The organism is Psychromarinibacter sediminicola, assembly GCF_029168335.1.
GTDB classification, from domain to species: Bacteria; Pseudomonadota; Alphaproteobacteria; order Rhodobacterales; family Rhodobacteraceae; genus Psychromarinibacter; species Psychromarinibacter sediminicola.
Window position 1 is genome coordinate 1 of sequence record NZ_JARGYC010000046.1, and the last position, 25,484, is coordinate 25,484.

Annotated in this window: 29 protein-coding genes; 16 read left to right on the forward strand and 13 right to left on the reverse strand. The window is 67.5% G+C overall.

The window, feature by feature from the left end:
- Positions 1-391 precede the first annotated feature (391 nt).
- Positions 392-1,444 (forward strand): aldo/keto reductase, encoded by a 1,053-nt coding sequence (locus tag P1J78_RS16105; protein WP_275568400.1) that lies wholly within the window; start codon positions 392-394, stop codon positions 1,442-1,444.
- Positions 1,441-2,283, forward strand: a complete 843-nt coding sequence (locus P1J78_RS16110) for an amidohydrolase family protein (protein WP_275568401.1) — start codon at positions 1,441-1,443, stop codon at positions 2,281-2,283. The genes P1J78_RS16105 and P1J78_RS16110 overlap by 4 nt, the downstream gene beginning before the upstream one ends.
- Before the next feature lie 13 nt (positions 2,284-2,296).
- Here the strand turns inward: P1J78_RS16110 and P1J78_RS16115 are convergent, their stop codons facing one another.
- The 8 genes from P1J78_RS16115 to P1J78_RS16150 form a co-directional block, all read right to left on the reverse strand.
- Positions 2,297-2,572, reverse strand: a complete 276-nt coding sequence (locus P1J78_RS16115) for a hypothetical protein (RefSeq protein ID WP_275568402.1) — start codon at positions 2,570-2,572, stop codon at positions 2,297-2,299.
- Between the two features lie 192 nt (positions 2,573-2,764).
- Positions 2,765-2,959: a hypothetical protein gene (locus tag P1J78_RS16120; RefSeq protein ID WP_275568403.1), complete on the reverse strand. Its 195-nt coding sequence runs from the start codon at positions 2,957-2,959 to the stop codon at positions 2,765-2,767.
- A gap of 4 nt (positions 2,960-2,963) precedes the next feature.
- Entirely contained in the window at positions 2,964-3,743 is a 780-nt protein-coding gene (locus P1J78_RS16125; protein WP_275568404.1) for a succinate dehydrogenase iron-sulfur subunit, read from the reverse strand.
- A 30-nt stretch (positions 3,744-3,773) separates the two neighbouring features.
- Complete coding sequence (locus tag P1J78_RS16130) at positions 3,774-4,151, reverse strand: hypothetical protein (RefSeq protein ID WP_275568405.1); 378 nt, start codon at positions 4,149-4,151, stop codon at positions 3,774-3,776.
- Between the two features lie 22 nt (positions 4,152-4,173).
- Positions 4,174-5,979, reverse strand: a complete 1,806-nt coding sequence (gene sdhA, locus P1J78_RS16135; protein ID WP_275568406.1) for a succinate dehydrogenase flavoprotein subunit — start codon at positions 5,977-5,979, stop codon at positions 4,174-4,176.
- Between the two features lie 9 nt (positions 5,980-5,988).
- On the reverse strand, positions 5,989-6,360 hold the full coding sequence (gene sdhD / locus P1J78_RS16140; RefSeq protein ID WP_275568407.1) for a succinate dehydrogenase, hydrophobic membrane anchor protein: 372 nt from the start codon (positions 6,358-6,360) through the stop codon (positions 5,989-5,991).
- A 10-nt stretch (positions 6,361-6,370) separates the two neighbouring features.
- Entirely contained in the window at positions 6,371-6,760 is a 390-nt protein-coding gene (gene sdhC, locus P1J78_RS16145) for a succinate dehydrogenase, cytochrome b556 subunit (protein WP_275568408.1), read from the reverse strand.
- 240 nt (positions 6,761-7,000) lie between these two features.
- Positions 7,001-7,747, reverse strand: coding sequence for a DUF4344 domain-containing metallopeptidase (locus tag P1J78_RS16150; RefSeq protein WP_275568409.1), 747 nt, complete (start codon positions 7,745-7,747; stop codon positions 7,001-7,003).
- A gap of 270 nt (positions 7,748-8,017) precedes the next feature.
- Here P1J78_RS16150 and P1J78_RS16155 point away from each other — a divergent pair, with 270 nt between their 5' ends.
- On the forward strand, positions 8,018-8,488 hold the full coding sequence (locus P1J78_RS16155) for a P-loop nucleotide/nucleoside kinase family protein (protein ID WP_374213319.1): 471 nt from the start codon (positions 8,018-8,020) through the stop codon (positions 8,486-8,488).
- Positions 8,489-8,491: 3 nt separating this feature from the next.
- Here P1J78_RS16155 and P1J78_RS16160 read toward each other — a convergent pair whose 3' ends face one another.
- From P1J78_RS16160 to P1J78_RS16175, 4 genes are read right to left on the reverse strand one after another with little or no spacing between them, the layout of a single operon-like run.
- Positions 8,492-9,520 carry a MaoC family dehydratase gene (locus tag P1J78_RS16160; RefSeq protein WP_275568411.1) on the reverse strand — a complete coding sequence of 343 codons (1,029 nt, stop codon included), beginning with the start codon at positions 9,518-9,520 and terminating at the stop codon, positions 8,492-8,494.
- Positions 9,520-9,723 carry a DUF1737 domain-containing protein gene (locus P1J78_RS16165; RefSeq protein WP_275568412.1) on the reverse strand — a complete coding sequence of 68 codons (204 nt, stop codon included), beginning with the start codon at positions 9,721-9,723 and terminating at the stop codon, positions 9,520-9,522. The genes P1J78_RS16160 and P1J78_RS16165 overlap by 1 nt, the downstream gene beginning before the upstream one ends.
- Before the next feature lie 9 nt (positions 9,724-9,732).
- Positions 9,733-10,293 (reverse strand): NnrU family protein, encoded by a 561-nt coding sequence (locus P1J78_RS16170; protein ID WP_275568413.1) that lies wholly within the window; start codon positions 10,291-10,293, stop codon positions 9,733-9,735.
- On the reverse strand, positions 10,290-11,150 hold the full coding sequence (locus P1J78_RS16175) for an HpcH/HpaI aldolase/citrate lyase family protein (protein ID WP_275568414.1): 861 nt from the start codon (positions 11,148-11,150) through the stop codon (positions 10,290-10,292). The genes P1J78_RS16170 and P1J78_RS16175 overlap by 4 nt, the downstream gene beginning before the upstream one ends.
- Positions 11,151-11,395: 245 nt before the next feature.
- Here P1J78_RS16175 and P1J78_RS16180 point away from each other — a divergent pair, with 245 nt between their 5' ends.
- Positions 11,396-11,704: a hypothetical protein gene (locus P1J78_RS16180; protein WP_275568415.1), complete on the forward strand. Its 309-nt coding sequence runs from the start codon at positions 11,396-11,398 to the stop codon at positions 11,702-11,704.
- Positions 11,705-11,709: 5 nt separating this feature from the next.
- Here P1J78_RS16180 and P1J78_RS16185 read toward each other — a convergent pair whose 3' ends face one another.
- Positions 11,710-12,462, reverse strand: a complete 753-nt coding sequence (locus P1J78_RS16185; RefSeq protein ID WP_275568416.1) for a sulfite exporter TauE/SafE family protein — start codon at positions 12,460-12,462, stop codon at positions 11,710-11,712.
- 161 nt (positions 12,463-12,623) lie between these two features.
- Here P1J78_RS16185 and mdh point away from each other — a divergent pair, with 161 nt between their 5' ends.
- From mdh to odhB, 12 genes are all read left to right on the forward strand, one after another.
- Positions 12,624-13,586, forward strand: coding sequence for a malate dehydrogenase (gene mdh, locus P1J78_RS16190; RefSeq protein ID WP_275568417.1), 963 nt, complete (start codon positions 12,624-12,626; stop codon positions 13,584-13,586).
- Positions 13,586-14,440 carry a putative nucleotide-diphospho-sugar transferase gene (locus P1J78_RS16195; RefSeq protein WP_275568418.1) on the forward strand — a complete coding sequence of 285 codons (855 nt, stop codon included), beginning with the start codon at positions 13,586-13,588 and terminating at the stop codon, positions 14,438-14,440. Before mdh ends, P1J78_RS16195 begins: the two co-directional genes overlap by 1 nt.
- 72 nt (positions 14,441-14,512) lie before the next feature.
- Positions 14,513-15,706: a hypothetical protein gene (locus P1J78_RS16200; RefSeq protein ID WP_275568419.1), complete on the forward strand. Its 1,194-nt coding sequence runs from the start codon at positions 14,513-14,515 to the stop codon at positions 15,704-15,706.
- A 200-nt stretch (positions 15,707-15,906) separates the two neighbouring features.
- Positions 15,907-17,100 carry an ADP-forming succinate--CoA ligase subunit beta gene (gene sucC / locus P1J78_RS16205; protein WP_275568420.1) on the forward strand — a complete coding sequence of 398 codons (1,194 nt, stop codon included), beginning with the start codon at positions 15,907-15,909 and terminating at the stop codon, positions 17,098-17,100.
- Between the two features lie 546 nt (positions 17,101-17,646).
- A complete protein-coding gene (locus P1J78_RS16210; RefSeq protein WP_275568421.1) occupies positions 17,647-17,778 on the forward strand; it encodes a hypothetical protein in 132 nt (43 codons plus the stop codon).
- Between the two features lie 85 nt (positions 17,779-17,863).
- Positions 17,864-18,202, forward strand: a complete 339-nt coding sequence (locus P1J78_RS16215) for a hypothetical protein (RefSeq protein WP_275568422.1) — start codon at positions 17,864-17,866, stop codon at positions 18,200-18,202.
- An 89-nt stretch (positions 18,203-18,291) separates the two neighbouring features.
- Positions 18,292-18,696, forward strand: coding sequence for a hypothetical protein (locus tag P1J78_RS16220; protein WP_275568423.1), 405 nt, complete (start codon positions 18,292-18,294; stop codon positions 18,694-18,696).
- Between the two features lie 6 nt (positions 18,697-18,702).
- Entirely contained in the window at positions 18,703-19,242 is a 540-nt protein-coding gene (locus P1J78_RS16225) for a hypothetical protein (protein ID WP_275568424.1), read from the forward strand.
- 17 nt (positions 19,243-19,259) lie between these two features.
- Positions 19,260-20,141: a succinate--CoA ligase subunit alpha gene (gene sucD / locus P1J78_RS16230; protein WP_275568425.1), complete on the forward strand. Its 882-nt coding sequence runs from the start codon at positions 19,260-19,262 to the stop codon at positions 20,139-20,141.
- A gap of 186 nt (positions 20,142-20,327) precedes the next feature.
- A complete protein-coding gene (locus tag P1J78_RS16235) occupies positions 20,328-20,855 on the forward strand; it encodes a DUF805 domain-containing protein (protein ID WP_275568426.1) in 528 nt (175 codons plus the stop codon).
- Between the two features lie 46 nt (positions 20,856-20,901).
- Entirely contained in the window at positions 20,902-23,856 is a 2,955-nt protein-coding gene (locus tag P1J78_RS16240) for a 2-oxoglutarate dehydrogenase E1 component (RefSeq protein WP_275568427.1), read from the forward strand.
- A gap of 10 nt (positions 23,857-23,866) precedes the next feature.
- Positions 23,867-25,435, forward strand: a complete 1,569-nt coding sequence (odhB, locus tag P1J78_RS16245; RefSeq protein ID WP_275568428.1) for a 2-oxoglutarate dehydrogenase complex dihydrolipoyllysine-residue succinyltransferase — start codon at positions 23,867-23,869, stop codon at positions 25,433-25,435.
- The last annotated feature ends 49 nt before the right edge of the window (positions 25,436-25,484 follow it).

The following is a 25,484-nucleotide window of genomic DNA, read 5'->3' on the forward strand; positions in this document are numbered from 1 at the left end:
ACGAACCCGGCACCTTCGACGAATGCCTCTACGTCCAGCCCCGCCTGCGCAGAAGCGCCCGCCTGAGACTCAGGCGGAGCGACAAGGCGTAGGGGCGGGGTCCGTCTCCGGCTGATGGACAGGCAGCGCCCGTCTGGTAGGCTGTCGCGCGTGTCGCGGGAGGTTCGCGGATTTGACCTTGGTGTCAGTTAACAAGTGTGTGTCCATTTGGGGCGTCTCAAGATGTCCCCGCCTGGCTATTCGAGTCACAGTTTAGGAGTAGGAAACCGAGGAGGTACGGCCAGATGTGCCCGCGCTTGCCCACGTTTGGCGTGCATGTCCATGCGGGGAGAACTGGTTCCCCCAGAGCCCCCTAAGCGTATTTGCAACGAGAAGAATCAGGGGGATCGGAATGACCATCGAAATGCGGGACTGGGACCGGCGCGGCGACGGCGGGCTGAGCTTTACCGAGATCGGGTTCGGGACGGCGCCCTTGGGGAACCTGTACCGTGCGGTGCCGGACGCGGAGGCGGACGCGGTGCTGGAGCGGGCCTGGGACGCCGGGATCCGGTATTACGACACGGCGCCGCTTTACGGGATGGGGCTGGCGGAGGTGCGGCTGAACCGGCTTTTGCGCGGGAAGCGGCGGGACGACTACGTGCTGTCGACGAAGGTCGGGCGGCTCCTGCGGCCGTGTCGCCCGGAGGACCGCGACGGGATCGGCAAGTGGTTCGACGTGCCGGCGCGGCAGGAAGTCTACGACTACGGCTATGACGGCGTCATGCGGTCGCTGGAGGTCTCGCTGGAGCGGCTGGGGGTGGACCGGGTGGACATCCTTTATGCCCACGATCTGGACCTGTTCAACCACGGCACGCCGGCGGCGCTGGAGGCACGGCTCGCGGAGTTCATGGACGGCGGCTATCGCGCGCTGTGCGATCTGCGCGATCAGGGCGTGATCCGGGCCTTCGGCGCCGGGATCAACGCCTGGGAGCCGGCGCAGTGGATGGCCGAGCGCGGCGATTTCGACCTGTTCCTGCTGGCCGGGCGCTACACGCTCCTGGAGCAAGCGGCGCTGGAGACGTTTCTGCCGCTCTGCGCGCGCAAGGGGATCGGGGTCGTGATCGGCGGGCCGTACAATTCCGGCATCCTGGCGACGGGGCCGCGGGAGGGCGCGTTCTACAACTACGACCCGGCGCCGCCGGAGATCCTGGAGCGGGTCCGGCGGATCGAGGCGGTCTGCACCGCGCACGGCGTGCGGCTGGTGGATGCGGCGTTCCGGTTCCCGCTGGCGCATCCGGCGGTGGTGTCGGTCATCCCCGGCGGCCAGGGGGTGGCGGAGATGGAGGCGAACCTCGCAGCGGCGAAGGCGGAGATACCGGCAGCGCTGTGGCGGGACCTGAAGGACGAAGGGCTGATGCGGGCGGATGCGCCCGTCGATGCGCCCGTCGGGGAGGGCTCGGGATGACACGGATCGACGCGCACCAGCATTTCTGGAACCCCGCGCGGGGGGACCACGACTGGATGCCGATGGACAACGAGACCCTGGCGCGGCGCTACACCCCGATGGACATGGCGCCGGCGCGGGAGGCGGCGGGCGTCGCGCAGACGGTGCTGGTGCAGGCGGCGGCGACGGTGCACGAGACCGAATACATGCTGGGGATCGCCGACGCGACGCCGCATGTGGGCGCGGTCGTCGGCTGGGTCGATTTCGAGCGGCCGGAGGACCGGGCGCAGCTGGAGCGGCTGGCGGGACACCCGAAATTCCGCGGCGTGCGGCCGATGATCCAGGACATCCCGGACGTGGACTGGATGCTGAAGCCCGAGGTGCAATGGGGCTATCGCGCGCTGGCGGAGCTGGGGCTGAGCTTCGACGCGCTGGGCTTTCCGCGGCATCTGGCGAATTTCCTGGAGGTGCTGACGCGCTATCCGGAGATGCGCACGGTCGTGGACCATTGCATGAAGCCGGACATCGCCGGGCATTCGCCGGAGTCGTTCCGCGTCTGGGCCGACGGCATGGCGCGGATCGCGGGCGAGACCGGGGCCTATTGCAAGCTGTCGGGACTGGTCACCGAGGCGGCGGCGGACTGGTCGGTCGAGGCGCTGCGGCCCTATGCCGACCATGTGCTGGAGGTCTTCGGGCCGGCCCGGGTGATGTGGGGCAGCGACTGGCCCGTCGTGCGGCTGCGCTGCGAGTACGGCGACTGGCTGGCGGCGGCGGAGGCGCTGACCGAGGGGCTGAGCGCGGACGAAAAGGCGCGGGTCTTCGGCGGGACGGCGGCGGAGTTCTACCGGCTGGAGGGGTGAGGCGACGCGGGCCTCAGCCCTCGGCGAGCTCGGCCATACGGTCGCGCAGCACCGCGCGGCGGATGCGGTTGAGGCGCCGGGCCTCGCGGTCTTCCGGCGTCGTCTCGCGCAGGATCTCGCGCTCGCGCGTCAGCCGCGCCTCCTCTTCCCGCAGTTCCTCGGGGCGGCAGAGCGCGTAGATGACGCGCCACTGGCGCGACAGCGCGTCGACGTCGGGCTCTGGCTGGGCCGGACGGCGTCCGGCCGGGCGGAGGGAAACGTAACGGGAAAAGTCGGTTGCGGCGATCATTTTGGTTGGCCCTGTCGGTGTCACATTTCGAACTAAGGCCGGCGCGACGATGCGCCAAGTCCGAAATACCTGACCCCGGGCGCGGTCGGCATGAACCGGCCCATGCCTGCGCAGGATGCCGCGCGGCACGGGGAATGACCGGGACGTAGCAGGGGTTTTGCCGCCGCCGGGCGTCAGAAATATGTCAGCGGATCACGGCAGGCGGCGGGCGCAGTGGCGCGGCGTGCGGCCCGACTCCGTCCGGGTGCGGGCGCCGCAGAAGGCGCAGCGCCATTCGCCGGCGGCCTTGTCGAGCCGCCAGCGGCAGTCGCGGGTGAGCGTGGTGCGGTGCCACTTCCACCACAGGTAGGCGAAGGTGCCGACCGCGAGGAGGACGAAGACGACCACGCGGTCAGACGATGCGGTTGACCATCATCCGCTTGATCTCGGCAATCGCCGCCGCGGGGTTCAGGCCCTTGGGGCAGGTCTTGGCGCAGTTCATGATGGTGTGGCAGCGGTAGAGCTTGAACGGATCCTCCAGATCGTCCAGCCGCTCGCCCGTCGCCTCGTCGCGGCTGTCGACGATCCAGCGGTAGGCGTGCAAGAGCGCGGCCGGGCCGAGATACCGGTCGGAGTTCCACCAATAGGACGGGCAGGCCGCCGAGCAGGATGCGCACATCACGCATTCGTAGAGGCCGTCGAGCTTCTTGCGGTCCTCGATGGACTGCTTCCACTCTTTCTGCGGGCGGTTGGTCTTGGTCTCCAGCCACGGCATGATCGAGGCGTGCTGCGCGTAGAAGTGGGTGAGGTCGGGGATCAGGTCCTTGACCACCGGCATGTGCGGCAGCGGGTAGATCTTCACGTCGCCCTTGATCTCGTCCAGCCCGTAGATGCAGGCGAGCGTGTTGATCCCGTCGATCATCATCGCGCACGACCCGCAGATGCCTTCGCGGCAGGAGCGGCGGAAGGTGAGAGTCGGGTCGATCTCGTTCTTGATCTTGATCAGCGCGTCCAGAACCATCGGACCGCAGGCGTCCATGTCGACGAAATAGGTGTCGACGCGCGGGTTCTCGCCGTCGTCCGGGTTCCAGCGGTAGATCTGGAACTTGCGGACGTTCTTCGCCCCTTCGGGTTTCGGCCAGGTCTTGCCGGTGCGGATCTTGGAGTTCTTGGGAAGCGTGAATTGGACCATGTCATCCTCTTGCCCGCGTGGCGGCGGGCGTCAGTACCAGGGGTCTTTGATGCAGTAGGAGGACCCGCCCCTCATCACCGCGGGGCAGGTCGAGCGGCGCAGCCGGAGCTCGACGCCGCCGGCGGTGACCACCTCGGTCGCCTCGCCGCGCTTGAGACCGGTATAGTGGGCGATGCAGGCGTTGATGCGGCGGCTGTCCTCTTCGGTGACGGCAAAGCCGGGCAGAACCCGGACGGTCACCGCGTGGACGATGCGCGGGTAGGTCAGGCGAAGGGGGGTGCCGATGCCGTACTGCGCGGCGCAGTTCACGGCAACCTCGGCCGGGACGATCGGTGTGCGGTCATCCCAGGCGGCGGCCTGGGTGGCGAATAGTCCGGCGCTAAGTGCGATCAGTGGCAGCAGTCGCATGGGTCTTCCCCTTCGGTTGGTGTCAGAACGTCCTTGCCTTGGGCGCGATCCTCTTGAGTTCGATGCCGCCTTCCGTCTCGGTGGTCAGCGGGTCGGTGATAACGGGACGATAGCTGAGTTTCACCGTGTTTCCATCCACGTGGCTCACGGTGTGGACGCGCCAGTTCTTGTCGTCGCGCTCGGCGTGGTCCTCGTGCGCGTGGGCGCCGCGGGATTCCTTGCGCGCCTCGGCGCCGACAATGGTGGTCAGCGCGTTGGGCATCAGGTTGGTCAGCTCCAGCGTCTCCATCAGGTCGGAGTTCCAGACGAGGCTGCGGTCGGTGACGTGCAGGTCGTCGAGCTTGGCGGCGATGGCCGTCATCTTCTCGACCCCCTGCTTCAGCGTGTCCGAGGCGCGGAAGACGGCCGCGTCCTCCTGCATGGTGCGCTGCATCTCGTCGCGCAGCTCGGCCGTGGGGGTGCCGCCGTCGGCGTGGCGGTAGTGGTCGAAGCGGTCGAGCGCCTTGTCGACCGACACCTGGTTCGGGGTCGGCGTGTGGCCCTCGCGCTCGACCACGTCGCCGGCGCGGATGGCGGCGGCGCGGCCGAAGACCACCAGGTCGATCAGCGAGTTCGAGCCCAGGCGGTTGGCGCCGTGGACCGAGGCGCAGCCGGCCTCGCCCACCGCCATCAGGCCCGGCACGATGGCCGTGGGATCCTCGGCGGTCGGGTTCAGCACCTCGCCCCAGTAGTTCGTGGGGATGCCGCCCATGTTGTAGTGGACGGTGGGCAGGACCGGGATCGGTTCCTTGGTCACGTCGACGCCGGCGAAGATCTTGGCGGATTCCGAGATGCCCGGCAGACGTTCGGCCAGCGCCTCGGCCGGCAGGTGGTTGAGGTTCAGGTGGATGTGATCGCCGTTCTCGCCGACGCCCCTGCCCTCGCGAATTTCCATCGTCATCGAGCGGCTGACATAGTCGCGGGGCGCGAGGTCCTTGTATTGGGGCGCATAGCGCTCCATGAACCGCTCGCCTTCCGAGTTGGTCAGGTAGCCGCCCTCGCCGCGCGCGCCCTCGGTGATGAGGCAGCCGGAGCCGTAGATGCCGGTGGGGTGGAACTGCACGAATTCCATGTCCTGCAGCGCCAGGCCGGCGCGGGCCACCATGCCGCCGCCGTCGCCGGTGCAGGTGTGGGCGGAGGTGGCGGAGAAGTAGGCGCGGCCGTAACCGCCGGTGGCGAGCACGGTCATCTTGGCGTTGAAGACGTGGATCGTGCCGTCGTCGAGCTTCCAGGCCACGACGCCCTGGCACTGCCCGTCCTCGGACATGATGAGGTCGATGGCGAAATACTCGATGTAGAATTCCGCCTGCTGTTTGAGGCTCTGGCCATAGAGCGTGTGCAGGATGGCGTGGCCGGTGCGGTCGGCGGCGGCGCAGGTGCGCTGCACGGCGGGGCCTTCGCCGAACTCGGTGGTGTGGCCGCCGAAGGGGCGCTGGTAGATCTTGCCCTCTTCGGTGCGGGAAAACGGCACGCCGTAGTGTTCCAGCTCGTACACGGCGGCCGGGGCGTGGCGGGCGAGGTATTCCATCGCGTCGGTGTCGCCCAGCCAGTCGGAGCCCTTGACGGTGTCGTACATGTGCCACTGCCAGTGGTCGGGGCCCATGTTCGACAGCGAGGCGGCGATGCCGCCCTGCGCCGCGACGGTGTGCGAGCGGGTCGGGAACACCTTGGTCACGCAGGCCGTGCGCAGCCCCTGTTCCGCCATGCCCAGAGTGGCACGCAGGCCGGACCCGCCGGCGCCGATCACCACGACGTCATAGTCATGCGTCTCGTAGTCGTAAGCCGCCATGTGTGCCCCTCAGAGAACGAGTTTGGCCAGCGCGAAGATCCCCGCGGCCATCAGGAAGTAGGAAATTGTGATCACAGCGATGATCAGGATCTTGCGGGTGCTGCCGCCGGCGTAGTCCTCGATCATGCCCTTGCAGCCCTTGATGAAGTGCTGCAGCCCGACGACGAGCGTCAGGCCGGTGACGATGGCCGGGATCGGGCGCGAGAAGGTCTCGACGACGACCTCGTAGCTGCTGCCCATGGCGCGGCCGAAGATGAACAGGAAGGCGGGGATCAGAAAGGCCAGCCCCACGCCCGAGACGGTCATATACCAGTGTTCCTCGGTGCCGGCATGGGCGGCGCCCTTGCCCTCGGCGCGCTTGCGGGCGGTCAGGTAACGCATCTGCCCCTCCTTACACGATGATCAGGGTGATTACGGTCAGCACGACCGAGCCGATCACGCAGACCCAGCCGAGTTTCTCGGCGGTCTCGATCTGCAGCCCGTGGCCGGCATCCCACAGGAAGTGCCGCAGCCCGGCGAGGTAGTGATACCAGACGCCCAGGACCGACAGCGCGAAGATCAGGTCGCCGAACCACGACGTCATGAAGGCGTTGACCGGTTCGAAATAGTCCGGCCCCGAGGCGGCGGCGACGAGCCACCAGACGACGAGGAAGGCCGAGACGATCAGCGCGTTGCCGGTGATGCGGGTCAGGATCGAACTGACCGATGTCATCTGGAGCCGGTAGTACTGTCCCAGCATGAAGGGCGAGAGCGGCCGTTCGACGGGTTTGCCTTGTGCCATGTCAGCTCCTTGCGTGTCGCGCTGCAGCGGTTGCCTGTTTCCCATATCGCAGGTCTTTCCCGCAAGTCACGGGGGCAAGGCAGCATTTCGTATGGGAAAATCTCCGGACCGGGCGGTTTTTGTCGACTCTGTGATCACGGGATTCGATGGCGTGATCACAAAACCGCCGCAACGGACCGACCGGGCAATCCTGACCGATTCCGGTGGTCATGGGGTCGTCATCGCCGCGTCACCGGTCCGTCAGCGGTTCGGGGCGAGGTCGTGCAGGTAGCGGGCGAATTCGGTGCACATGATGATCTCGCGCGTCTTGGAATCGTAGAAGGCGTTGGCGACGCCGCATTCCTCGACCCTGACCAGCATCCGCTTGGGCAGCGACAGATCCTTGTTCATCGCGTCGATTTCGACCTCCAGCACGCTGGCGGTGAAGCGGCCGTACTCTCCCACCTTGTGGTCCGCCAGGAAGCGGATCGAGCGGCCGGGGCCGTTGTCGTAGAGCTTCTCGATGACCGGCCCCCAGCTTTGCCGGGCCTGATTGTACTCGTCCTCGCAGGTGCGCTGCCGCGGCTCGGGCAGTTCCAGTTCCTCGGCCACCTGCTGACGCGCGGCGGGGTCGGCGCCGTAGAACAGGCAGACGAAGGTGTAATAGCGCTGCAGGTCGGGGCCGTGAACATCCCAATAGGCGGGCTCGGTGCCGGAGCGGTTCTTGGCCTCTCCAAGAAAGCCCAGCGCCGTGTGGCGGGCCATCGAGATGGCGGTCTCTCCGTCGAACAGCGTGTCGATCAGGAAGACCGACAGAACGTCGGCGGCGTCCTCCTCCTGCCCGAAGATCGGCAGTTTCATGATGTCGATCAGGGCGTGGCCGAATTCGTGGTAGAAAATCGCCAGCAGGTTGGCCGAGAGGTATTCGTGCCGGTCGCTGCGCAGGCGGGCGGCGTCCGCGGGAAGCGCGAGGGCCAGGGCGAGGACGAGCGGAATGACTTTTTTCATTGGGATAACGCTATCGGCAGAATGGTTGCGGGGGAATTAAGGCGTGCCCTGCCCCACGGGTCAAGCCCCCTGTCCGGGGCGCACCGGGGCGTGCCAGGGCGGACGGGCGGTGGCAGCCGGGGTTGTGCGGCGGCCGGAGCCGGCGACTTGCAGCTTGGCCGGACGGGTCCGGTGTGCCAGTCTGGCGGCAATCTCACAGGTTTCGTCGCCGCGAGGCCCATTGCGCCGAATGGGGTGTCATCCTTGTCCCACGACCCTCCGACGCTGCACATGCTGTGCGGCAAGATCGCCGCCGGGAAGTCCACGCTGGCGGCGCGGCTGGCGCGGGCGCCGGGGACCGTGCTGATCGCGGAAGACGTCTGGCTGGGCGCGCTGTTCGCCGATCAGATGTCGTCCGGGGCGGACTATGTGCGCTGCTCGGGCCGATTGCGGGCGGCGATGGGGCCGCATGTCGTGTCGCTGCTGGAAGCCGGGGTTTCGGTGGTGCTGGATTTCCCCGCGAATACCGTCGCGCAGCGCGGCTGGATGCGGGAGATTCTGGAGGCGTCCGGGGCGGGGCATCGGCTGCACCTGCTGGATCCGCCAGACGCGGTGTGCCTGGCACGGCTGCGGGCGCGGAACGCGCAGGGCGATCATCCGTTCGCGGCGACGGAGGCGCAGTTTCACCGCTTTTCCCGGCATTTCGCGCCGCCCGGGCCGGACGAGGGGTTCACCATCGTGCGGCACGGCGTGGCGGACTGAGCCTTATACCGGCATCAACACCCAGTAGTCGAGGTCGAGCAGCACGTCGGGCAGGTACTTGCCGTCGTCGCCCTTCAGCTCGAACGGCGCACCCTTGGTCGCCACCAGCCGCAGGCGCAGCGCGCCGACGCCGGGGGCGGCGGTTTCGGCCTTGTCCAGCACCTCGGACCAGGCGCGCACGGTGTCGCCGGCGAAACAGGGGTTGGCATGCGCCCCGGCGTTCAGGCCCGCGATCAGCTGCGCGTTGGCCAGCCCGTTGAACGACAGCGCGCGGGCCAGCGAGATCACGTGGCCGCCGTAGATCAGGCGCTGGCCGTCCGGGCGCAGGGTGGCGTCGAAATGGACCTTGGCCGTGTTCTGCCAAAGCCGCGTGGCCATCATGTGCTCGGCCTCTTCGACGGTCACGCCGTCGACGTGGTCGATCTGCTCGCCGATCTCGTAGTCGCCCCAGCGATGCGGCTCGCCCGCCAGCGTGACATCGTAGCCGGTGAAGTCGAGGCCGGGCGGCACGACGAGGTCGTCAGCGGCCACGGCCGGGGCGAGGTCTGGAATGACCGTCTCGGGCGCAGGGGCCTCGGGGTCGCGTTTGCGGACCATGACCCAGCGCACGTATTCCAGCACCGCCACGCCGTCCTGGTTCAGCCCGCGGGTGCGGACCCAGACGACGCCGGACTTGCCGTTGGAGTTCTGCTTGACGCCGATCACCTCGGACACCGCGCGCAGCGTATCGCCCGGCCAGACCGACGCGCGCCAGCGGCCCTCGGCATAGCCGAGATTGGCGACGGCGTTCAGCGAGATGTCGGGGACCGTCTTGCCGAAGACCACGTGGAAGGCGGCGAGGTCGTCCAGCGGCGCGGCCGGCAGGCCGCAGGACTGCGCGAAGGCATCGGACGAGTACAGCGCGTGGCGCGCGGGATAGAGCGCGTGGTAGAGCGCCCGCTCGCCCGCGGTGACGGTGCGGGGAACGGCGTGCTCGATCACCTGCCCCGGCGCGTAATCCTCGAAGAAGCGGCCCGCATACGTCTTGGACATCACAGATCGCCCAGCTTCATGTCGGGGTGATAGTCGGCCTCCACCTCCTTCACCACCGCCTGGGCACAGCGCATCCGCCCCGTCTCGGCATCGAAGGCCATCGAGGGCGAGCCGTGCAGCTCCCACCCCTTGGACAGGGCGCGCGTGACCTTGTGGCAGAACACCGAGGAATCGTCCTCGGTCAGCAGGCGGTAGGCTTTCATGCGGAACCTCTACGCGGGGAAGGGATAGTAGCCGAGCCAGGTGTGGATGCCGGCGATCACGCCGAAGACGACCACCGAGATCACGGCCAGGCGGATGTCGCCGGCCAGGCTGCCGCCCTGCCAGGGGGTCCAGATCGGTTCCGCCCGGTTGATGGCGATCATCTCGGCGATGGCCCAGAGGCCCAGAAGGCCGAACAGCAGGAGCGACGCCAGATCGCCGTTCACCAGCAGGTGCGCCACGGCCCAGGTCAGCATCCCCAGGAGCATCGGGTGGCGCATCCGGGCGCGCAGGCGGCTCTTCGAACTGCCCACGCCGAACAGCGCGACGGCGATCAGCATCAGCAGGTTGTTCAGGTGGCGGCCCCACTCCGGCGGCTCGTAGACGAAGACGAAATCGGACCAGCGATAGCCCAGGATCATCAGGATGACCGCGATCAGCAGCACCAGCGCGACCACGCCCTTGGCGCCGTCGCCCATCCGGTCGGCCAGCGCGCTGCGCTGCGCCGGGGCGAGCCGCTTGAACAGGTGCGCCGCGCACCACAGGACGATGCCGAGGATCAGAAGCGTCATTGTGCCATCTCCAGTGCCGTAATGGCCGCCGCGCGGGCGAGCGTGTTGCGTGCCGTGGCGACATGCAGGTTCTCGACGATCCGGCCGTCCAGCACGGCGACCCCCTGCCCTTCGGCCTGCGCCGCTTCGTAGGCGGCGATCTGGCGGCGCGCGGTCTCGACCTCGTCCTCGGTCGGCGCGAAGGCGGCGTTGGCGGTGGCGAGCTGGGCGGGATGGATCAGCGTCTTGCCGTCGAAGCCCAGGTCGCGCCCCTGCTCGCATTCGGCCTTCAGGCCGTCGTCGTCCTTGAAGGCGTTGTAGACGCCGTCGACGCAGACCACGTCATGCGCCCGCGCGGCCAGCAGGGCCGTCTGCAGGCTTTGCATCAGCGGCAGGCGGTCGGCGCGGAACCGGCAGCCCAGTTCCTTCGCCAGGTCGTTGGTGCCCATCACCATGCCCTTGAGCCGGGGATGCGCGGCGATCTCCTCGGCATTGAGCACGCCGGCCGGGGTCTCGATCATCGCCCAGAGGTCGGTGTCGCCGGTCTGCTCGGCCGCAGCGTCGAGGTCGGCCGCGCCACCGACCTTGGGCAGCAGGATCGCGTCCGGGGCGGCGCGCAGGACGGCGGCGATGTCGTCGGCGCCCCATTGGGTGTCGAGCGCGTTGACCCGGACGATCCGCGCCCGGTCACCGTAGCCGCCATGCATCAGGGCGGCCACCAGCGTCTGGCGCGCGTTTTCCTTTTCGTCGGCGGCGACGGCGTCTTCGAGGTCGAAGATGATCGCGTCCGCGGTGAGCGTGCGCGCCTTGTCGAGCGCGCGCGCCTTCGAGCCGGGAATGTAGAGAACGGAACGGTAGGGCCGGGCCTCGCCTGTCATGATTCTCGCCTTCGCTGTTGATCGCGCAGAACCCACCACGTGGCGGAATGCGTGGCAAGCACGGAATTGCCGCGCTGCGGAATCATACTGCGCCATATAGGCTTTGCCTTTCCGGATATTACCGTGAACGGTCCGTTAACCAATTCTTTGCGGCGGTCGGCCAGTGTCGTCTCCGTGCCGCGTGGCGGCGCGAGCGGGACCAGGGGCGCGCGGGGACGCGCCCCGCAAGCAAAGGGAACGGACGGATGAAACGCAGGATTCTTGCACTTTTTCTTGTCGTCGGCGCGGGCGCCCTCGCGGCGCCGGCCGCGGCGCAGCGCAACTGTGCCGAGCGGCAGACAGTGATCGACCGGCTGGCCGAGGGCTATGGCGAAAGCCGGCAGTCGATCGGGATCGGCGCCAACAACTCGGTGGTGGAGGTCTTCGCCTCGATCGAGACGGGAACCTGGACGATCACGGTGACGATGCCCGATGGCACCACCTGCCTTGTGGCGAGCGGGCAGGCCTTCGAACGGCTGGACGAGGTGCCGAGGCCGGCGGGCGTGAGGATCTGAACGCCTCAGGTCAGCGCGTCGAAGACCAGCTTGCTGCCGGCGGCGACCAGGAACAGATAGGTCAGGGCGAAGAACAGCCGCCCTGACACCCGCCGGTGCATCCACACGCCCAGAGCGACGCCGGCGAAGGCGACGGGCACAAGGACCAGGTCGGCCAGCAGCGACGCGCCGCTGAAGATGCCGAGCGTGGCGTAGGCAGGCAGTTTCAACAGGTTCAGCGCGAAGAAGACGATGACGGTGGTGGCCTGGTACTCGGTCTTCGTCAGGTGCCGCGACAGCAGGTAAACCGCCGCCGCCGGACCGCCCGCGTGGCTGATGAAGCTGGTGAACCCCGCCAGCACGCCCATCCCGAGGCCGGCGCGGTCGGACCAGGGGTGCGCGGCGGGGCGCAGCAGGCCCGCGGCGCGGGCGGCCTGGAAGACGACGAAGCCCAGCGCCACCGCCCCGATCATCAGGCGCAGCAGGTCGGGGTCGGCCACCCGCCACAGCGCCACGCCCAGCGCCACGCCGGGCAGGCCGCCGAGGGTCAGCACCCGCGCCGAGGGCCAGTGCCATTGCCGCCAGAACGGCGGCAGCGCGGCCAGGTCCATCACGATCAGCAGCGGCAGCAACAGGCCCACGGCCTGCGCGGGTTCCAGAATCAGCGCCAGCATCGGCGTCGCGGCAAAGGCCACGCCCGAGCCGAAGCCGCCCTTCGACACCCCCGCGAAGAGCACCGCGGGCACCGCGAGGGCGATAAGCGTCAGGCTCAGCTCCATGGGTGCCCCGGGTTTCCCCTTGCAACAGAGATGGTTACAGCCTCCGGCCGGCGGCGGTACGCGACGGTATACCGCAATTGCCGCGCCGCGCGCGCCTTGCGCCGCCTGACGGGAGGGACTACGCATCGCGGCAAATTCAACTGGACCGGAGACGCAACCAAATGGCCAGACCGAAAATTGCCCTGATCGGGGCGGGACAGATCGGTGGGACGCTGGCGCATCTTGCCGCGATGAAGGAGCTGGGCGACGTCGTCCTGTTCGACATCCAGGAAGGCATCCCCGAGGGCAAGTCGCTGGACATCGCGGAATCGGGCCCGGCCGAAGGCTTCGACGCGAAGCTGAAGGGCACGCAGGACTATGCCGACATCGCCGGCGCCCAGGTCTGCATCGTCACCGCCGGCGTGCCGCGCAAGCCGGGGATGAGCCGCGACGACCTCTTGGGCATCAACCTGAAGGTCATGAAGGCCGTGGGCGAAGGCATCAAGGCGCATGCGCCCGACGCTTTCGTGATCTGCATCACCAACCCGCTCGACGCGATGGTCTGGGCGCTGCAGAAGTTCTCCGGCCTGCCGACGAACAAGGTCTGCGGCATGGCGGGCGTGCTGGATTCGGCGCGCTTCCGCCACTTCCTGAGCCTGGAATTCGACGTCTCGATGCGCGACGTCTCCGCCTTCGTCCTGGGCGGCCACGGCGACACCATGGTGCCGCTGACCCGCTATTCCACCGTGGCCGGCATCCCGCTGCCCGACCTGATCGACATGGGCTGGACCACCAAGGACAAGGTCGACGCCATCGTGCAGCGCACCCGTGACGGCGGCGCCGAGATCGTCGGCCTCCTGAAGACCGGCTCGGCCTATTACGCCCCGGCCACCAGCGCCATCGAGATGGCCGAGGCCTACCTGAAGGACCAGCGCCGCCTGCTGCCCTGCGCGGCCTATTGCAACGGCGAGTTCGGGCTGAAGGGGATGTATGTGGGCGTGCCCACCATCATCGGCGACAACGGCATCGAGCGCATCGTCGACATCAAGCTCAACAAGGACGAGCAGGCGATGTTCGACAAGTCCGTCGATTCGGTCAAGGGCCTGATGGACGCCTGCAAGGGGATCGACGAGACCCTGGCCTGATGAACGGCGCGGCCCCTTCCCGCGGGTTCGTCTTTGCGGCGACGGGGCCGGGCTTCACAGAGATCGCCGGCCGCGCGGCGGAAAGCGTGCGGTCGGTCCACCCGGACGGGCAGATCGACCTGTTCACCGACCAGCCGGAGGCGGCCGGTGTCTTCGACCGGGTCCATCCGCTGACCAATGTCAGCGTACGCCCGAAGTTCGAGGCGCTGCTGCGCAGCCGGTTCGACCGCACGATCTATATCGACGCCGACACAAGGATGATCGCGCCTGTCGGCGATGTCTTCGACCTGCTCGACCGGTTCGACATCGCGGCGGCGCAGGACGAGGGGCAGAACAACCCCAACAGCCGCCGATTCTGGCGCACGTCGGTGCCGGCGGCCTTTCCGCAATACAACACCGGCGTCATCGCCGTGCGGCGGTCCGAGGCGACCGACCGGCTGTTCGCCGAGTGCGACCGCGCCTTCCGCGAGAACGGGCTGGAGAAGGACCAGCCGGTGTTTCGCGAACTGCTGTATCTCAGCGACTTCAGGATCGCGACGCTGCCGATGGCCTATAACTGCATGTTCGTCCGGCTGCTGGCGGGGCAGGATCACGAACAGATCGCGCCGCGCATCCTGCACCTGCCCCGGCTGCACCAGCACCTATCGACGAAGAAGCCGCAGCTCGTCACCGCGCGCGATGTCGTGGGCCCGCTGATGTGGCGGCACATCCTGCGGATGCGGCGGTCGGACATGACGCTGGACGGCAAGCGGTATCGCAAGTTCGCCCCGCTGATGGATCACGGCCCGCTCGGCCGGCTGCATCGCGGCTATCGCGACTGGCTGCATCGCCGCGCGCTGCGCGCGTCGCGCTGAGATCTCGGGGCTAGGCGGCGGGTCCGGTTCGGCGTAGGCTGACGCCATTCCGGTACGGAGGCTTGCGGTGTGATGATCCGGTTCCTGCTGATCCCCCTTATTTTTCTTTCGCTTCCCGCGGCGGCGCGGGCGCAGGCGGAGATCACCGACCGCCTGCGCGACGAAGGCCTTCAGCCGACCGAGGCCTACCTGGCTGGGCTGGAGGCGCCGGACGCGACCGAGCGGTTCGCGCTGGGCGCGGTGCGCTTTCTGCGGGGGATCGAGAAGACGCTGCAGACCCGCTGGCTTCTGGGGATGAACGCCGCGCGGACGGAACTGCCGGTACTGCGGCTGCCGGTGCCGGCGAACCCGGACCCGCAGCCGTTCACCGGCGATGCCATCGACGCGCTGGTCGTCGACCTGATCGCGGATCTCGACGCCGCCCGCGCGCCGCTTCTCACCATCGGCGACGAAGACGCGGTGTCGCTGCCGGTGTCGCTGGACGCGCTGTGGTTCGACATCAACCTGAACGGCACCCGCGACGACGGCGAGGGGCTGATGAACGTGGCGGGCCGGGCGCTGACCGGGCGCGGGATGGGCGGGGACACGGGCGCGCAGGTGGTCTTCGACACCGCCGATGCCGCGTGGCTGGCGGCCTATACGCATTTCCTGTCGGCCTTCGGCGAGATCGTGCTGGCCTTCGACCCGGCCGGCCAGATCGCCCGCGTCGTCGAGGCCTCGCGCGAGATGGACGCGCTGGCGGCCGACACACCCTATCAGAACGCGATGGACATGCAGTTCGGCCAGCAGGTGGACCGGATCGCGATGATCTATTTCGCGCTGCAGCAGCAGCCGGACGCCGCCCACACCATGGCCGCGCGCGAGCACCTGTTGCAGATGATCGCGCAGAACCGGGTATTCTGGGCACGGGTCGCGGCGGAGACAGACGACCGCGGCGAATGGGTGCCGAACGACATGCAGAGCCAGGCGCTTGGCCTGCGGGTGCCGGAGGGCACGGGCGCGCGATGGCAAGCGGTGCTGGATGACGCCGAGGCGCTCTTGAACGGCGAAAAGCTGATCCCGTTCTGGCGGCTGCGCTCGGGCGCGGGGCTGAACCTGAAACGGATGTTCGAGGATCCGGTGCCGGTCGACCTGGCCGAGTGGATCCACGGCATTGGCCTGATGCGCTATGCCGAGGAAGGCCCGCGCGTGGCGCCCGACAGCTGGCTGGATTTCGAGCGGCTGATGCGGGGGCAGTCGCTGCTCTATGTCGTTTTCCTAAACTGACCCGTCGCGGGGGCGGCCGAATCAGCCTGCCGCGGCCCTGTCATGCTGCAGCGCGGAAATTTGTGATCACACCCAGAAATCGTGTGATCACATATGCGGGAAATTCGGCGCCGGCGGGGCGGCCCGGCGCAATTTCTGTTTAAGGCGGCCTCTTTATCGTGTCATGCAAGGCGCAACGCCACGATGCAGGGAACGGCTTCATGAATATCCACGAATACCAGGCGAAGGCGCTGCTGCGGGACTACGGCTGTCCGGTCTCGGACGGGCGCGTCGTGCTGACCGCCAACGATGCCAAGACCGCGGCCGGCGAACTCGACGGCCCGCTGTGGGTCGTGAAGGCGCAGATCCACGCCGGCGGCCGCGGCAAGGGCAGCTTCAAGGAGGCCCGCGCCGGCGAGAAGGGCGGCGTGCGCCTGGCCAAGTCGGTGGAGGAAGCCGCCGAGGAGACCAACCGCATGCTCGGCCACACGCTGGTCACACACCAGACGGGGCCGGCCGGCAAGCAGGTCAACCGCATCTATATCGAGGACGGCTCGGACATCGAGCGCGAGCTTTACCTGGCGCTGCTGGTCGACCGGGTGTCGAGCCGCGTCTCGGTCGTCTGCTCGACCGAGGGCGGGATGGACATCGAGGAGGTCGCCGACAAGACGCCCGAGAAGATCCTGTCCTTCTCGATCGACCCGGCCGTCGGCTACCAGGGCTTTCACGGCCGCCGCGTCGCCTTCGCGCTGGGGCTGGAGGGCAAGCAGGTCCGGCAATGCGCCAACCTGATCGGCAACCTGTATCGCATGTTCACCGAGAAGGACATGGAGATGCTGGAGATCAACCCGCTGATCGTGACCGACGGCGGCGACCTGAAATGCCTGGACTGCAAGGCCGGGTTCGATTCCAACGCGCTCTACCGCCATGCCGACATCGTGGGCCTGCGCGACGAGACCGAGGAAGACCCCAAGGAACTGGCCGCGTCGCAGCACGACCTCAACTACATCGCGCTGGACGGCGAGATCGGCTGCATGGTGAACGGCGCGGGCCTGGCCATGGCGACGATGGACATCATCAAGCTCTACGGCGCGGAGCCCGCGAACTTCCTGGACGTGGGCGGCGGCGCCACCAAGGAGAAGGTGACCGAGGCGTTCAAGATCATCACCTCGGACGAGAACGTCAAAGGCATCCTGGTGAACATCTTCGGCGGCATCATGCGCTGCGACATCATCGCCGAGGGCGTGATCGCCGCGGTGAAGGAGGTTGGGCTGCAGGTGCCGCTGGTCGTGCGGCTGGAAGGCACCAATGTCGAGAAGGGCAAGGAGATCATCGCCGGGTCCGGCCTGAACGTGATCGCGGCGGACGACCTGAAGGACGGCGCCGAGAAGATCGTGAAGGCTGTGAAGGGCTGAGCCTTATGCAAGGCGCTCCACTCCTGACGGTAGTTCCGTTCGCCGCTGTTATTGCGGCCATCACTTCAGTATTGACTACTCTTCTACAACAACGCCTCACACACAGGCGCGAAGAACGGCTTGTTCGATTTCAACTTATGGCAAGATCACAAGAACATAAGCTTAATCGGCTCTATGAGGTTATAAGAACCAGGCCGATAGTGAAAATATCCTCTCGTCGAGATGAAAATGGTGAAGTGAATCGCAATCTGAACGAATTCGCCAATTCGACAAACAAACTTCTTGACTGGATTGATCGCGATGTAATGCCGCTCCTAAATACGAAACATCGTAATACCATCAGAACACACAAGGAACCAGTTCACCAAGAACTAGAGGCAATGAGGGCGCAATTCGAAAAAGGGTCGGATATTGTGAGTTTTAGGAACGCTGCACAAGTGCGGGAACTATCTGATGTAGTCGTCGAGACCGTTCACGCCGAAATAGATGACATATGCTCCGCTTTTGAGAGTTTGGCTGTGAACTGATGACAAGAGGGAGGCTTTGATGTCCATCTTCACGGCGTCGGATACGGCTCTAAAACCCTGCGTGTTCGATCTGACTGGGATTTCAGAAGGGCTGACTCCATACACCACCCTGATCATCTATCCCGTGCGGACGGGGCAGGCCGGCGGGTGACGCGCTATGACCCGCGTTGATTTCATATCCTCTTTGCCGGGCTCAAGCGTGGGCTATCTGGCACCTCCAAGAGACGGAGGATGCAATGACGAGCTTTCTGCCGAACAGGCTGCGCCGGGCGCCGGCCCGGCCCCGCACGCGCGACCGGCTGTGGCCGGTGGCGGCGGGCATGGGCCTTCTGATCGCCGGGGCGTGGCTGATGCGCTGGAAACCGTCGGCGCTGGACATGCCCGACCCGGCGCCGCTGGAGGAAGCCGAGGCGCCCGGGGCGTTCGGGCGTGCGGCACAGCACACGCGGGACGGCGCCGCGCATCTGGCGCCGGACAATCTGGGCGTCTCGCTGGGCCGCTCGATGCTGATCGCCGGCACGGCGCTGACGCTGGCGCGGCTTCTGGACGAGGCCGCCGGCTCCGGGCGGGGCTGATCGTCGGCGCGCTGGCGATCTGTACCGCGCTGCCGGCGCAGGCACAGAAAGCGGGGCAGACACTGGACGCGCCGCAGGGCCTGGAGGCGATGCGGCAGGGCACCGAGCTTTGCCTGCGCAATTACCGCACGCCCGACCGGATCGCCCCGGAACTGGAGGCGGCCGGCTACACGCTGACCCCCGGCATGGATCACGGGAGTTTCGATGTCGCGGCGCCCGGGTTGTGGGGCGTCGTGGTGCCGGCGGACGCCTATTGCACGTTCCAGTCGGAGGACGTGCCTCTGGCCGCCGCGCAGGCCATGGGCGAGGCGCTGGCCGATACGTTGTTTCCGGGACAGGTGCAGCCGGGCCACCCCGAACGCGGCATGGCCTCTCCCTGCAACGGCATTTCGATCTTCGCGCCGCAACGGCTGATCTGGGTCCACTACGCGCAGGCCGGCAATTCCGGCGAATGCGTGCACGACGGAACCAGCGCGATCATCGTGAACATGTGAGGTTCGATGAAGGCTCTTCTCTCCGCCCTTTGCGCCATCGCGGCGCTGACCGCCCCGGCGAACGCGCAGGACGCGGCGCGCGCGGGCCAGACCCTCGACACCGCGCACGAGGACGTCGCGCTCGGGCTGCGCCTGTGCCTCGGCGGCGGGTCGGACATGGAAGCCTGGGCGCAGACGTTCTATGACGCCGGGTTCACCGGAGAGGTGGAGCGCAGCGCCGTGAACAGCGACACCACCCACCGCCTGCGCGCGCCGTCGGGCGCCGCCGAGGTCGAGCTCTACTACGGCGAGATGCCGGAGTACTGCGCCGTGACGTCCGGGCACATGGGCGTGGCGGCGGCGGCCGGTGTCCTGGACCGAGTGATGCCGACGCTCCGGCCCGGCTATGCGCGCAAGGTCACGACCGGACCGGACGGCACGCGATGCGTGCGCTACGAGGATCCGACCAGCCCCATCGGCCACGTCGTGGGCGTGCTGCCGGGCGGCGACAGCAACGAATGCACCGAGAACGGCACAAGCCGTATCTACAGCTCATACCGCGTTTAAAAGGAAAAGGGACAGACATGGCAGTCCTCGTCGACGAAAACACCAAGGTGATCTGCCAGGGCTTCACCGGCTCGCAGGGCACGTTCCACTCCGAGCAGGCGATCGCCTACGGCACCAAGATGGTCGGCGGGGTGACGCCGGGCAAGGGCGGGCAGGAGCATCTGGGCCTGCCGGTCTTCAACTCCTGCTTCGAGGCGGTGCAGCAGACCGGGGCGAATGCCTCCGTCATCTACGTGCCGCCGCCCTTCGCGGCCGACTCGATCCTGGAGGCGATCGACGCCGAGATGGAGCTGGTGGTCTGCATCACCGAGGGGATCCCGGTGCTGGACATGATGAAGGTCAAGCGGGTGCTGGAGAATTCCAACACCACGCTGATCGGGCCGAACTGCCCCGGCGTCATCACGCCGGATGCCTGCAAGATCGGCATCATGCCGGGCCACATCCACAAGCGCGGCAAGGTCGGCGTCGTGTCGCGGTCGGGCACGCTGACCTACGAGGCGGTGAAGCAGACGACCGATGTCGGGCTGGGCCAGTCGACCTGCGTCGGCATCGGCGGCGACCCGATCAAGGGATGCGAGCATGTCGACGTGCTGGAGATGTTCCTCGCCGACGAGGAGACCGAGGCGATCATCATGATCGGCGAGATCGGCGGCTCGGCCGAGGAGGACGCCGCGCAGTTCCTGGCCGACGAGAAGAAGGCCGGCCGCTGGAAGCCGACCGCCGGCTTCATCGCGGGGCGCACCGCGCCTCCGGGCCGCCGCATGGGCCATGCCGGCGCGATCGTCGCCGGCGGCAAGGGCGGTGCCGAAGACAAGATCGAGGCGATGCAGAGCGCCGGGATCACCGTGGCCGACAGCCCAGCGGGGCTGGGCGAGGCCGTGCTGAAGGCGATCGGCTGACGGTGCCGCGGGCAGGTCACATATCGGCGGCGGGACCGGCATGAGGGCGCTTGGTCCCCTCTGCGGCACGCTCTGCGCGGCGACCTCTCCGGGTCGCCGCGTCGCTGCGTCATGCCCGCCCGCACGGGACGCGGCCCGCTTCGGCCCTCGCGGCCGAGACAACTCCGGGGGGCGTGACGACTTGCCATGAGCTTCCCCGACGCCATCCGCACCTGTTTCCGCAAATACGCCACCTTCTCGGGGCGTGCCGCGCGGCCGGAATACTGGTGGTTCGTGCTGTTCATCGTGCTGGGCAACATCGTGCTGGATGTCGTCGACGGGGCCCTCTTCGGCAGCGTGTCGGTCGTGGTCGCGCCGGGCACGGTCCAGTTGCAGTCGCGGTCCGTCCTCGGCGCGATCTTCGCGCTGGCGACGTTGATCCCGGCGCTGGCCGCCGGCTGGCGGCGGATGCACGACACGGGCCGCTCGGGGCTGTTCCTGATCTATCCGCTCATCGCGATGGTGGGCGTGTTCACCTATTTCAGCTTCGTCGCCGGTCTGGGCGGTGCCCTCAGCGGCAGCTTCGGGCCGTATTTCGCCGAGGGCGCGGGGCTGATCGGGTTTCTCGGGCTGATCATCGCGATCTTCTCGCCGCTCATCGTGATCTGGTGGCTGACCCGCCCGACCCAGCCGAAGACCAACGAATGGGGCCCGCCACCGGGCCGGCCCGCATGACCGTGACCGCTCGCGCCCTCCGACCTTCAACCCCAGGGGAAAGACAATGACCGACCAGAGCCCCAACGACCAGTTCCACGCCTCGTCCTTCCTGCAGGGGCACAACGCGGAATACATCGAACAGCTCTACGCCCGCTACGCCACCGACCCGGCCTCGGTCGACGAAAGCTGGTCGGAGTTCTTCCGCCAGATGGGCGACGACGAGGGCAACGTGAAGCAGGAGGCCGCCGGTCCCTCGTGGGAGCGTCCCGACTGGCCGCCGATGCCCTCGGACGAGCTGACCGCCGCGCTGGACGGCCAGTGGGCGAGGGAGGAGATGAAGGACGCCGGCGCGAAGATCGCCGCGAAGGCCGAGGAAAAGGACATCAAGGTCTCGGACGAGCAGGTCAAGCGCGCCGTGCTCGACTCGATGCGCGCGCTGATGCTGATCCGCGCCTACCGCATCCGCGGCCATCTCGTCGCCGACCTGGACCCACTGGGCATGCGCAGCCAGACGCCACATCCGGAGCTGGACCCGAAATCCTACGGCTTCACCGAGGAGGACATGGACCGGCCGATCTTCCTGGACAACGTGCTGGGCCTGGAATTCGGATCCTTGCGCGAGATCCTGGAGATCGTGAAGCGCACCTATTGCGGCACCTTCGCGCTGCAGTACATGCACATCTCGGACCCCGAGCAGGCCGGCTGGCTGAAGGAACGGATCGAGGGCTTCGGCAAGGAGATCCAGTTCACCCGCGAGGGGCGCCGCGCGATCCTGAACAAGCTGGTCGAGGCCGAGGGCTTCGAGAAGTTCCTGCACGTGAAGTACATGGGCACCAAGCGTTTCGGCCTGGACGGCGGCGAGGCGCTGATCCCCGCGATGGAACAGATCGTCAAGCGCGGCGGTAACCTGGGCGTCAAGGAGGTCGTCATCGGGATGCCGCATCGCGGCCGGCTGTCTGTGCTGGCCAACGTGATGCAGAAGCCCTATCGCGCGATCTTCAACGAGTTTCAGGGCGGCAGCTTCAAGCCCGAGGACGTGGACGGCTCGGGCGACGTGAAATACCACCTGGGCGCCTCGTCGGACCGGGAGTTCGACGGCAACACGGTGCACCTGTCGCTGACCGCGAACCCCTCGCACCTGGAGGCGGTGAACCCGGTCGTTCTGGGCAAGGCGCGGGCCAAGTCCGACCAGCTGAACGACCCCGAGCACAAGGCGGTCATCCCGATCCTGCTGCACGGCGACGCGGCCTTCGCCGGCCAGGGCGTGGTGGCGGAATGCTTCGGCCTGTCGGGCCTGCGCGGGCACCGGACGGGCGGCACGATCCACCTGGTCGTGAACAACCAGATCGGGTTCACCACCGCGCCGCATTTCTCGCGCTCTTCGCCCTACCCCACCGACATCGCGCTGATGGTCGAGGCGCCGATCTTCCACGTGAACGGCGACGACCCCGAGGCGGTGGTCCACGCCGCCAAGGTCGCCACCGAGTTCCGCCAGAAGTTTGGCAAGGACGTGGTCATCGACATGTTCTGCTATCGCCGGTTCGGCCATAACGAGGGCGACGAGCCGATGTTCACCAACCCGATCATGTACAAGAAGATCAAGGGCCACAAGACGACCCTGTCGCTGTACACCGACCGGCTGGTGCGGGACGGGCTGATCCCCGAGGGCGAGATTGAGGACCTGAAGGCCAAGTTCCAGAGCCACCTGAACGAGGAGTTCGAGGCCGGCAAGGAATACCGCCCGAACAAGGCCGACTGGCTGGACGGCCGCTGGTCGCATCTCGACCGCGAGGGCGAGAAGTACCAACGCGGCAAGACCGCGATCTCCGAGAAGACGCTGAAGGCGGTCGGCAAGGCGCTGACCAGCGTGCCCGACGGCTACCCGGTTCACCGCACGGTGGAGCGGCTGCTGGACACCAAGCGCGAGATGTTCAAGACCGGCAAGGGGTTCGACTGGGCCACGGCCGAGGCGATGGCCTTCGGCTCGCTTCTGACCGAGGGCTACCCGGTGCGGCTGGCCGGGCAGGACTCGGCCCGCGGCACGTTCAGCCAGCGCCACTCGGCCATCATCAACCAGGAGACCGAGGACCGCTATTACCCGCTGAACAACGTCCGCGAGGGCCAGGCGAAGTTCGAGGTGATCGACTCGATGCTGTCGGAATACGCGGTGCTCGGCTTCGAATACGGCTATTCGCTGGCCGAGCCCAACGCGCTGGTGATGTGGGAGGCGCAGTTCGGCGACTTCGCCAACGGCGCGCAGATCATGTTCGACCAGTTCATCTCCTCGGGCGAACGCAAGTGGCTGCGGATGTCGGGCCTGGTGATGCTGTTGCCGCACGGCTTCGAGGGCCAGGGCCCCGAGCACTCCTCGGCCCGGCTGGAGCGGTTCCTGCAGCAATGCGCCGAGGATAACTGGATCGTGGCCAACTGCACCACGCCGGCCAACTACTTCCACATCCTGCGGCGGCAGCTGCACCGGTCCTACCGCAAGCCGCTGGTGCTGATGACGCCGAAGTCGCTGCTGCGGCACAAGCTGGCGGTGTCGGATGCCGAGATGTTCACCACCGGGTCGAGCTTTCACCGCGTGCTGTGGGACGACGCCGAACAGGGGCATTCGGAGACCGAGCTGAAGCCCGACGACGAGATCAAGCGCGTCGTGATCTGCTCGGGCAAGGTCTATTACGACCTCTTGGAGCAGCGCGACGAGGCCGGGCTGGACGACGTCTACCTGATCCGGCTGGAACAGTTCTATCCCTTCCCCGCGTTGGCGCTGGTGAAGGAGCTGGAGCGGTTCAAGGGGGCCGAGATGATTTGGTGCCAGGAAGAACCCAAGAACCAGGGCGGCTGGACCTTCGTCGAGCCGAACATCGAATGGGTGCTGAGCCGGATCGGCGCCAAGCACACGCGGCCCGTCTATACCGGCCGCCCGGCCTCGGCCTCGCCGGCCACCGGGCTGGCCTCGCAACACAAGGCACAACAGCAGGCGCTGGTGAACGCGGCGCTGGGAATCGAAGGATAAGGCAGACACCATGAGCACCGAAGTCCGCGTGCCCACCCTGGGCGAAAGCGTAACCGAGGCCACCGTCGCGACCTGGTTCAAGAAACCGGGCGACAGCGTTTCGGTGGACGAGATGCTGTGCGAGCTGGAGACCGACAAGGTCACGGTGGAGGTCCCCGCCCCCGCCGCCGGCACGCTGGGCGAGATCGTCGCTGAAGAGGGCGCGACCGTAGGGGTCGACGCGCTGCTGGCGACGATTTCCGAGGGCGCCGCCAAGGCCGGCGGCGATGCCGGCAAGGCCGAGGCGGCCGACGCGCCCGCCGAGGAGGCCGACAAGGCCGACAAGGCGCCGGCGGCCGCCGTGTCCGAGGGCGGCGACGGCGAGAGCATCGACGTGATGGTCCCGACCCTGGGCGAGAGCGTCAGCGAGGCGACCGTCGCGACCTGGTTCAAGCAGGAAGGCGACTCGGTCAAGCAGGACGAGATGCTCTGCGAGCTGGAGACCGACAAGGTCTCGGTCGAGGTGCCGGCGCCGGCGACCGGCGTGCTGACCGAGATCCTCAAGCCCGAGGGCGAGACGGTGGAGGCCGGCGGCAAGCTGGCCAGCATGTCCAGCGGCGGCGGCGCGGCGGCGAAGCCCCAGGCCAAGGCCGCGGCAGAGGAGGCGGAGAAACCGGCCGCGAGCCGCGACGGCAAGGATGTCGAGGACGCGCCGTCGGCCAAGAAGCTGATGGAGGAGAAGGGCCTGACCCCCGACGACGTCACCGGCACCGGCCGCGACGGGCGCATCATGAAGGAAGACGTGATGAAGGCCGCCGAGCAGCCCAAGGCCAAGCCGGCCGAGGCCCCTGCCCCGGCCGCCAAGCAGGCGCCGCGCGCGCCCTCGCCGGCCGAGGATGCCGAGCGCGAGGAACGGGTGAAGATGACCCGCCTGCGCCAGACCATCGCCCGCCGGCTGAAGGACGCGCAGAACACCGCCGCGATGCTGACCACCTATAACGAGGTGGACATGACCGCGACGATGGACCTGCGCTCGGAATACAAGGACCTGTTCGAGAAGAAGCACGGCGTGAAGCTGGGCTTCATGTCCTTCTTCACAAAGGCCTGCTGCCACGCGCTGAAGGAGGTGCCAGAGGTCAATGCCGAGATCGACGGCACCGACGTGGTCTACAAGAACTTCGTGCATATGGGCATCGCCGTGGGCACGCCGAACGGGCTGGTCGTGCCGATCGTCCGCGACGCCGACCAGATGTCCTTTGCCGCGATCGAGAAGAAGATCAACGAGCTGGGCAAGAAGGCCCGCGACGGCAAGCTGTCGATGGCCGAGATGCAGGGCGGCACCTTCACCATCTCGAACGGCGGGGTCTACGGCTCGCTGATGTCCTCGCCGATCCTGAACCCGCCGCAGTCGGGCATCCTCGGCATGCACAAGATCCAGCAGCGCCCGATGGTCGTGGACGGGCAGATCGTGGCGCGGCCGATGATGTACCTGGCGCTGAGCTACGACCACCGGATCGTCGACGGCAAGGGCGCCGTCACCTTCCTGGTCCGCGTGAAAGAGGCGCTGGAGGATCCGCGGCGCCTGTTGATGGACCTGTGATCGTCCGGCCCCGATAGAAGTTTTCGCCCGCCGGCCGAACTCTCCGGCG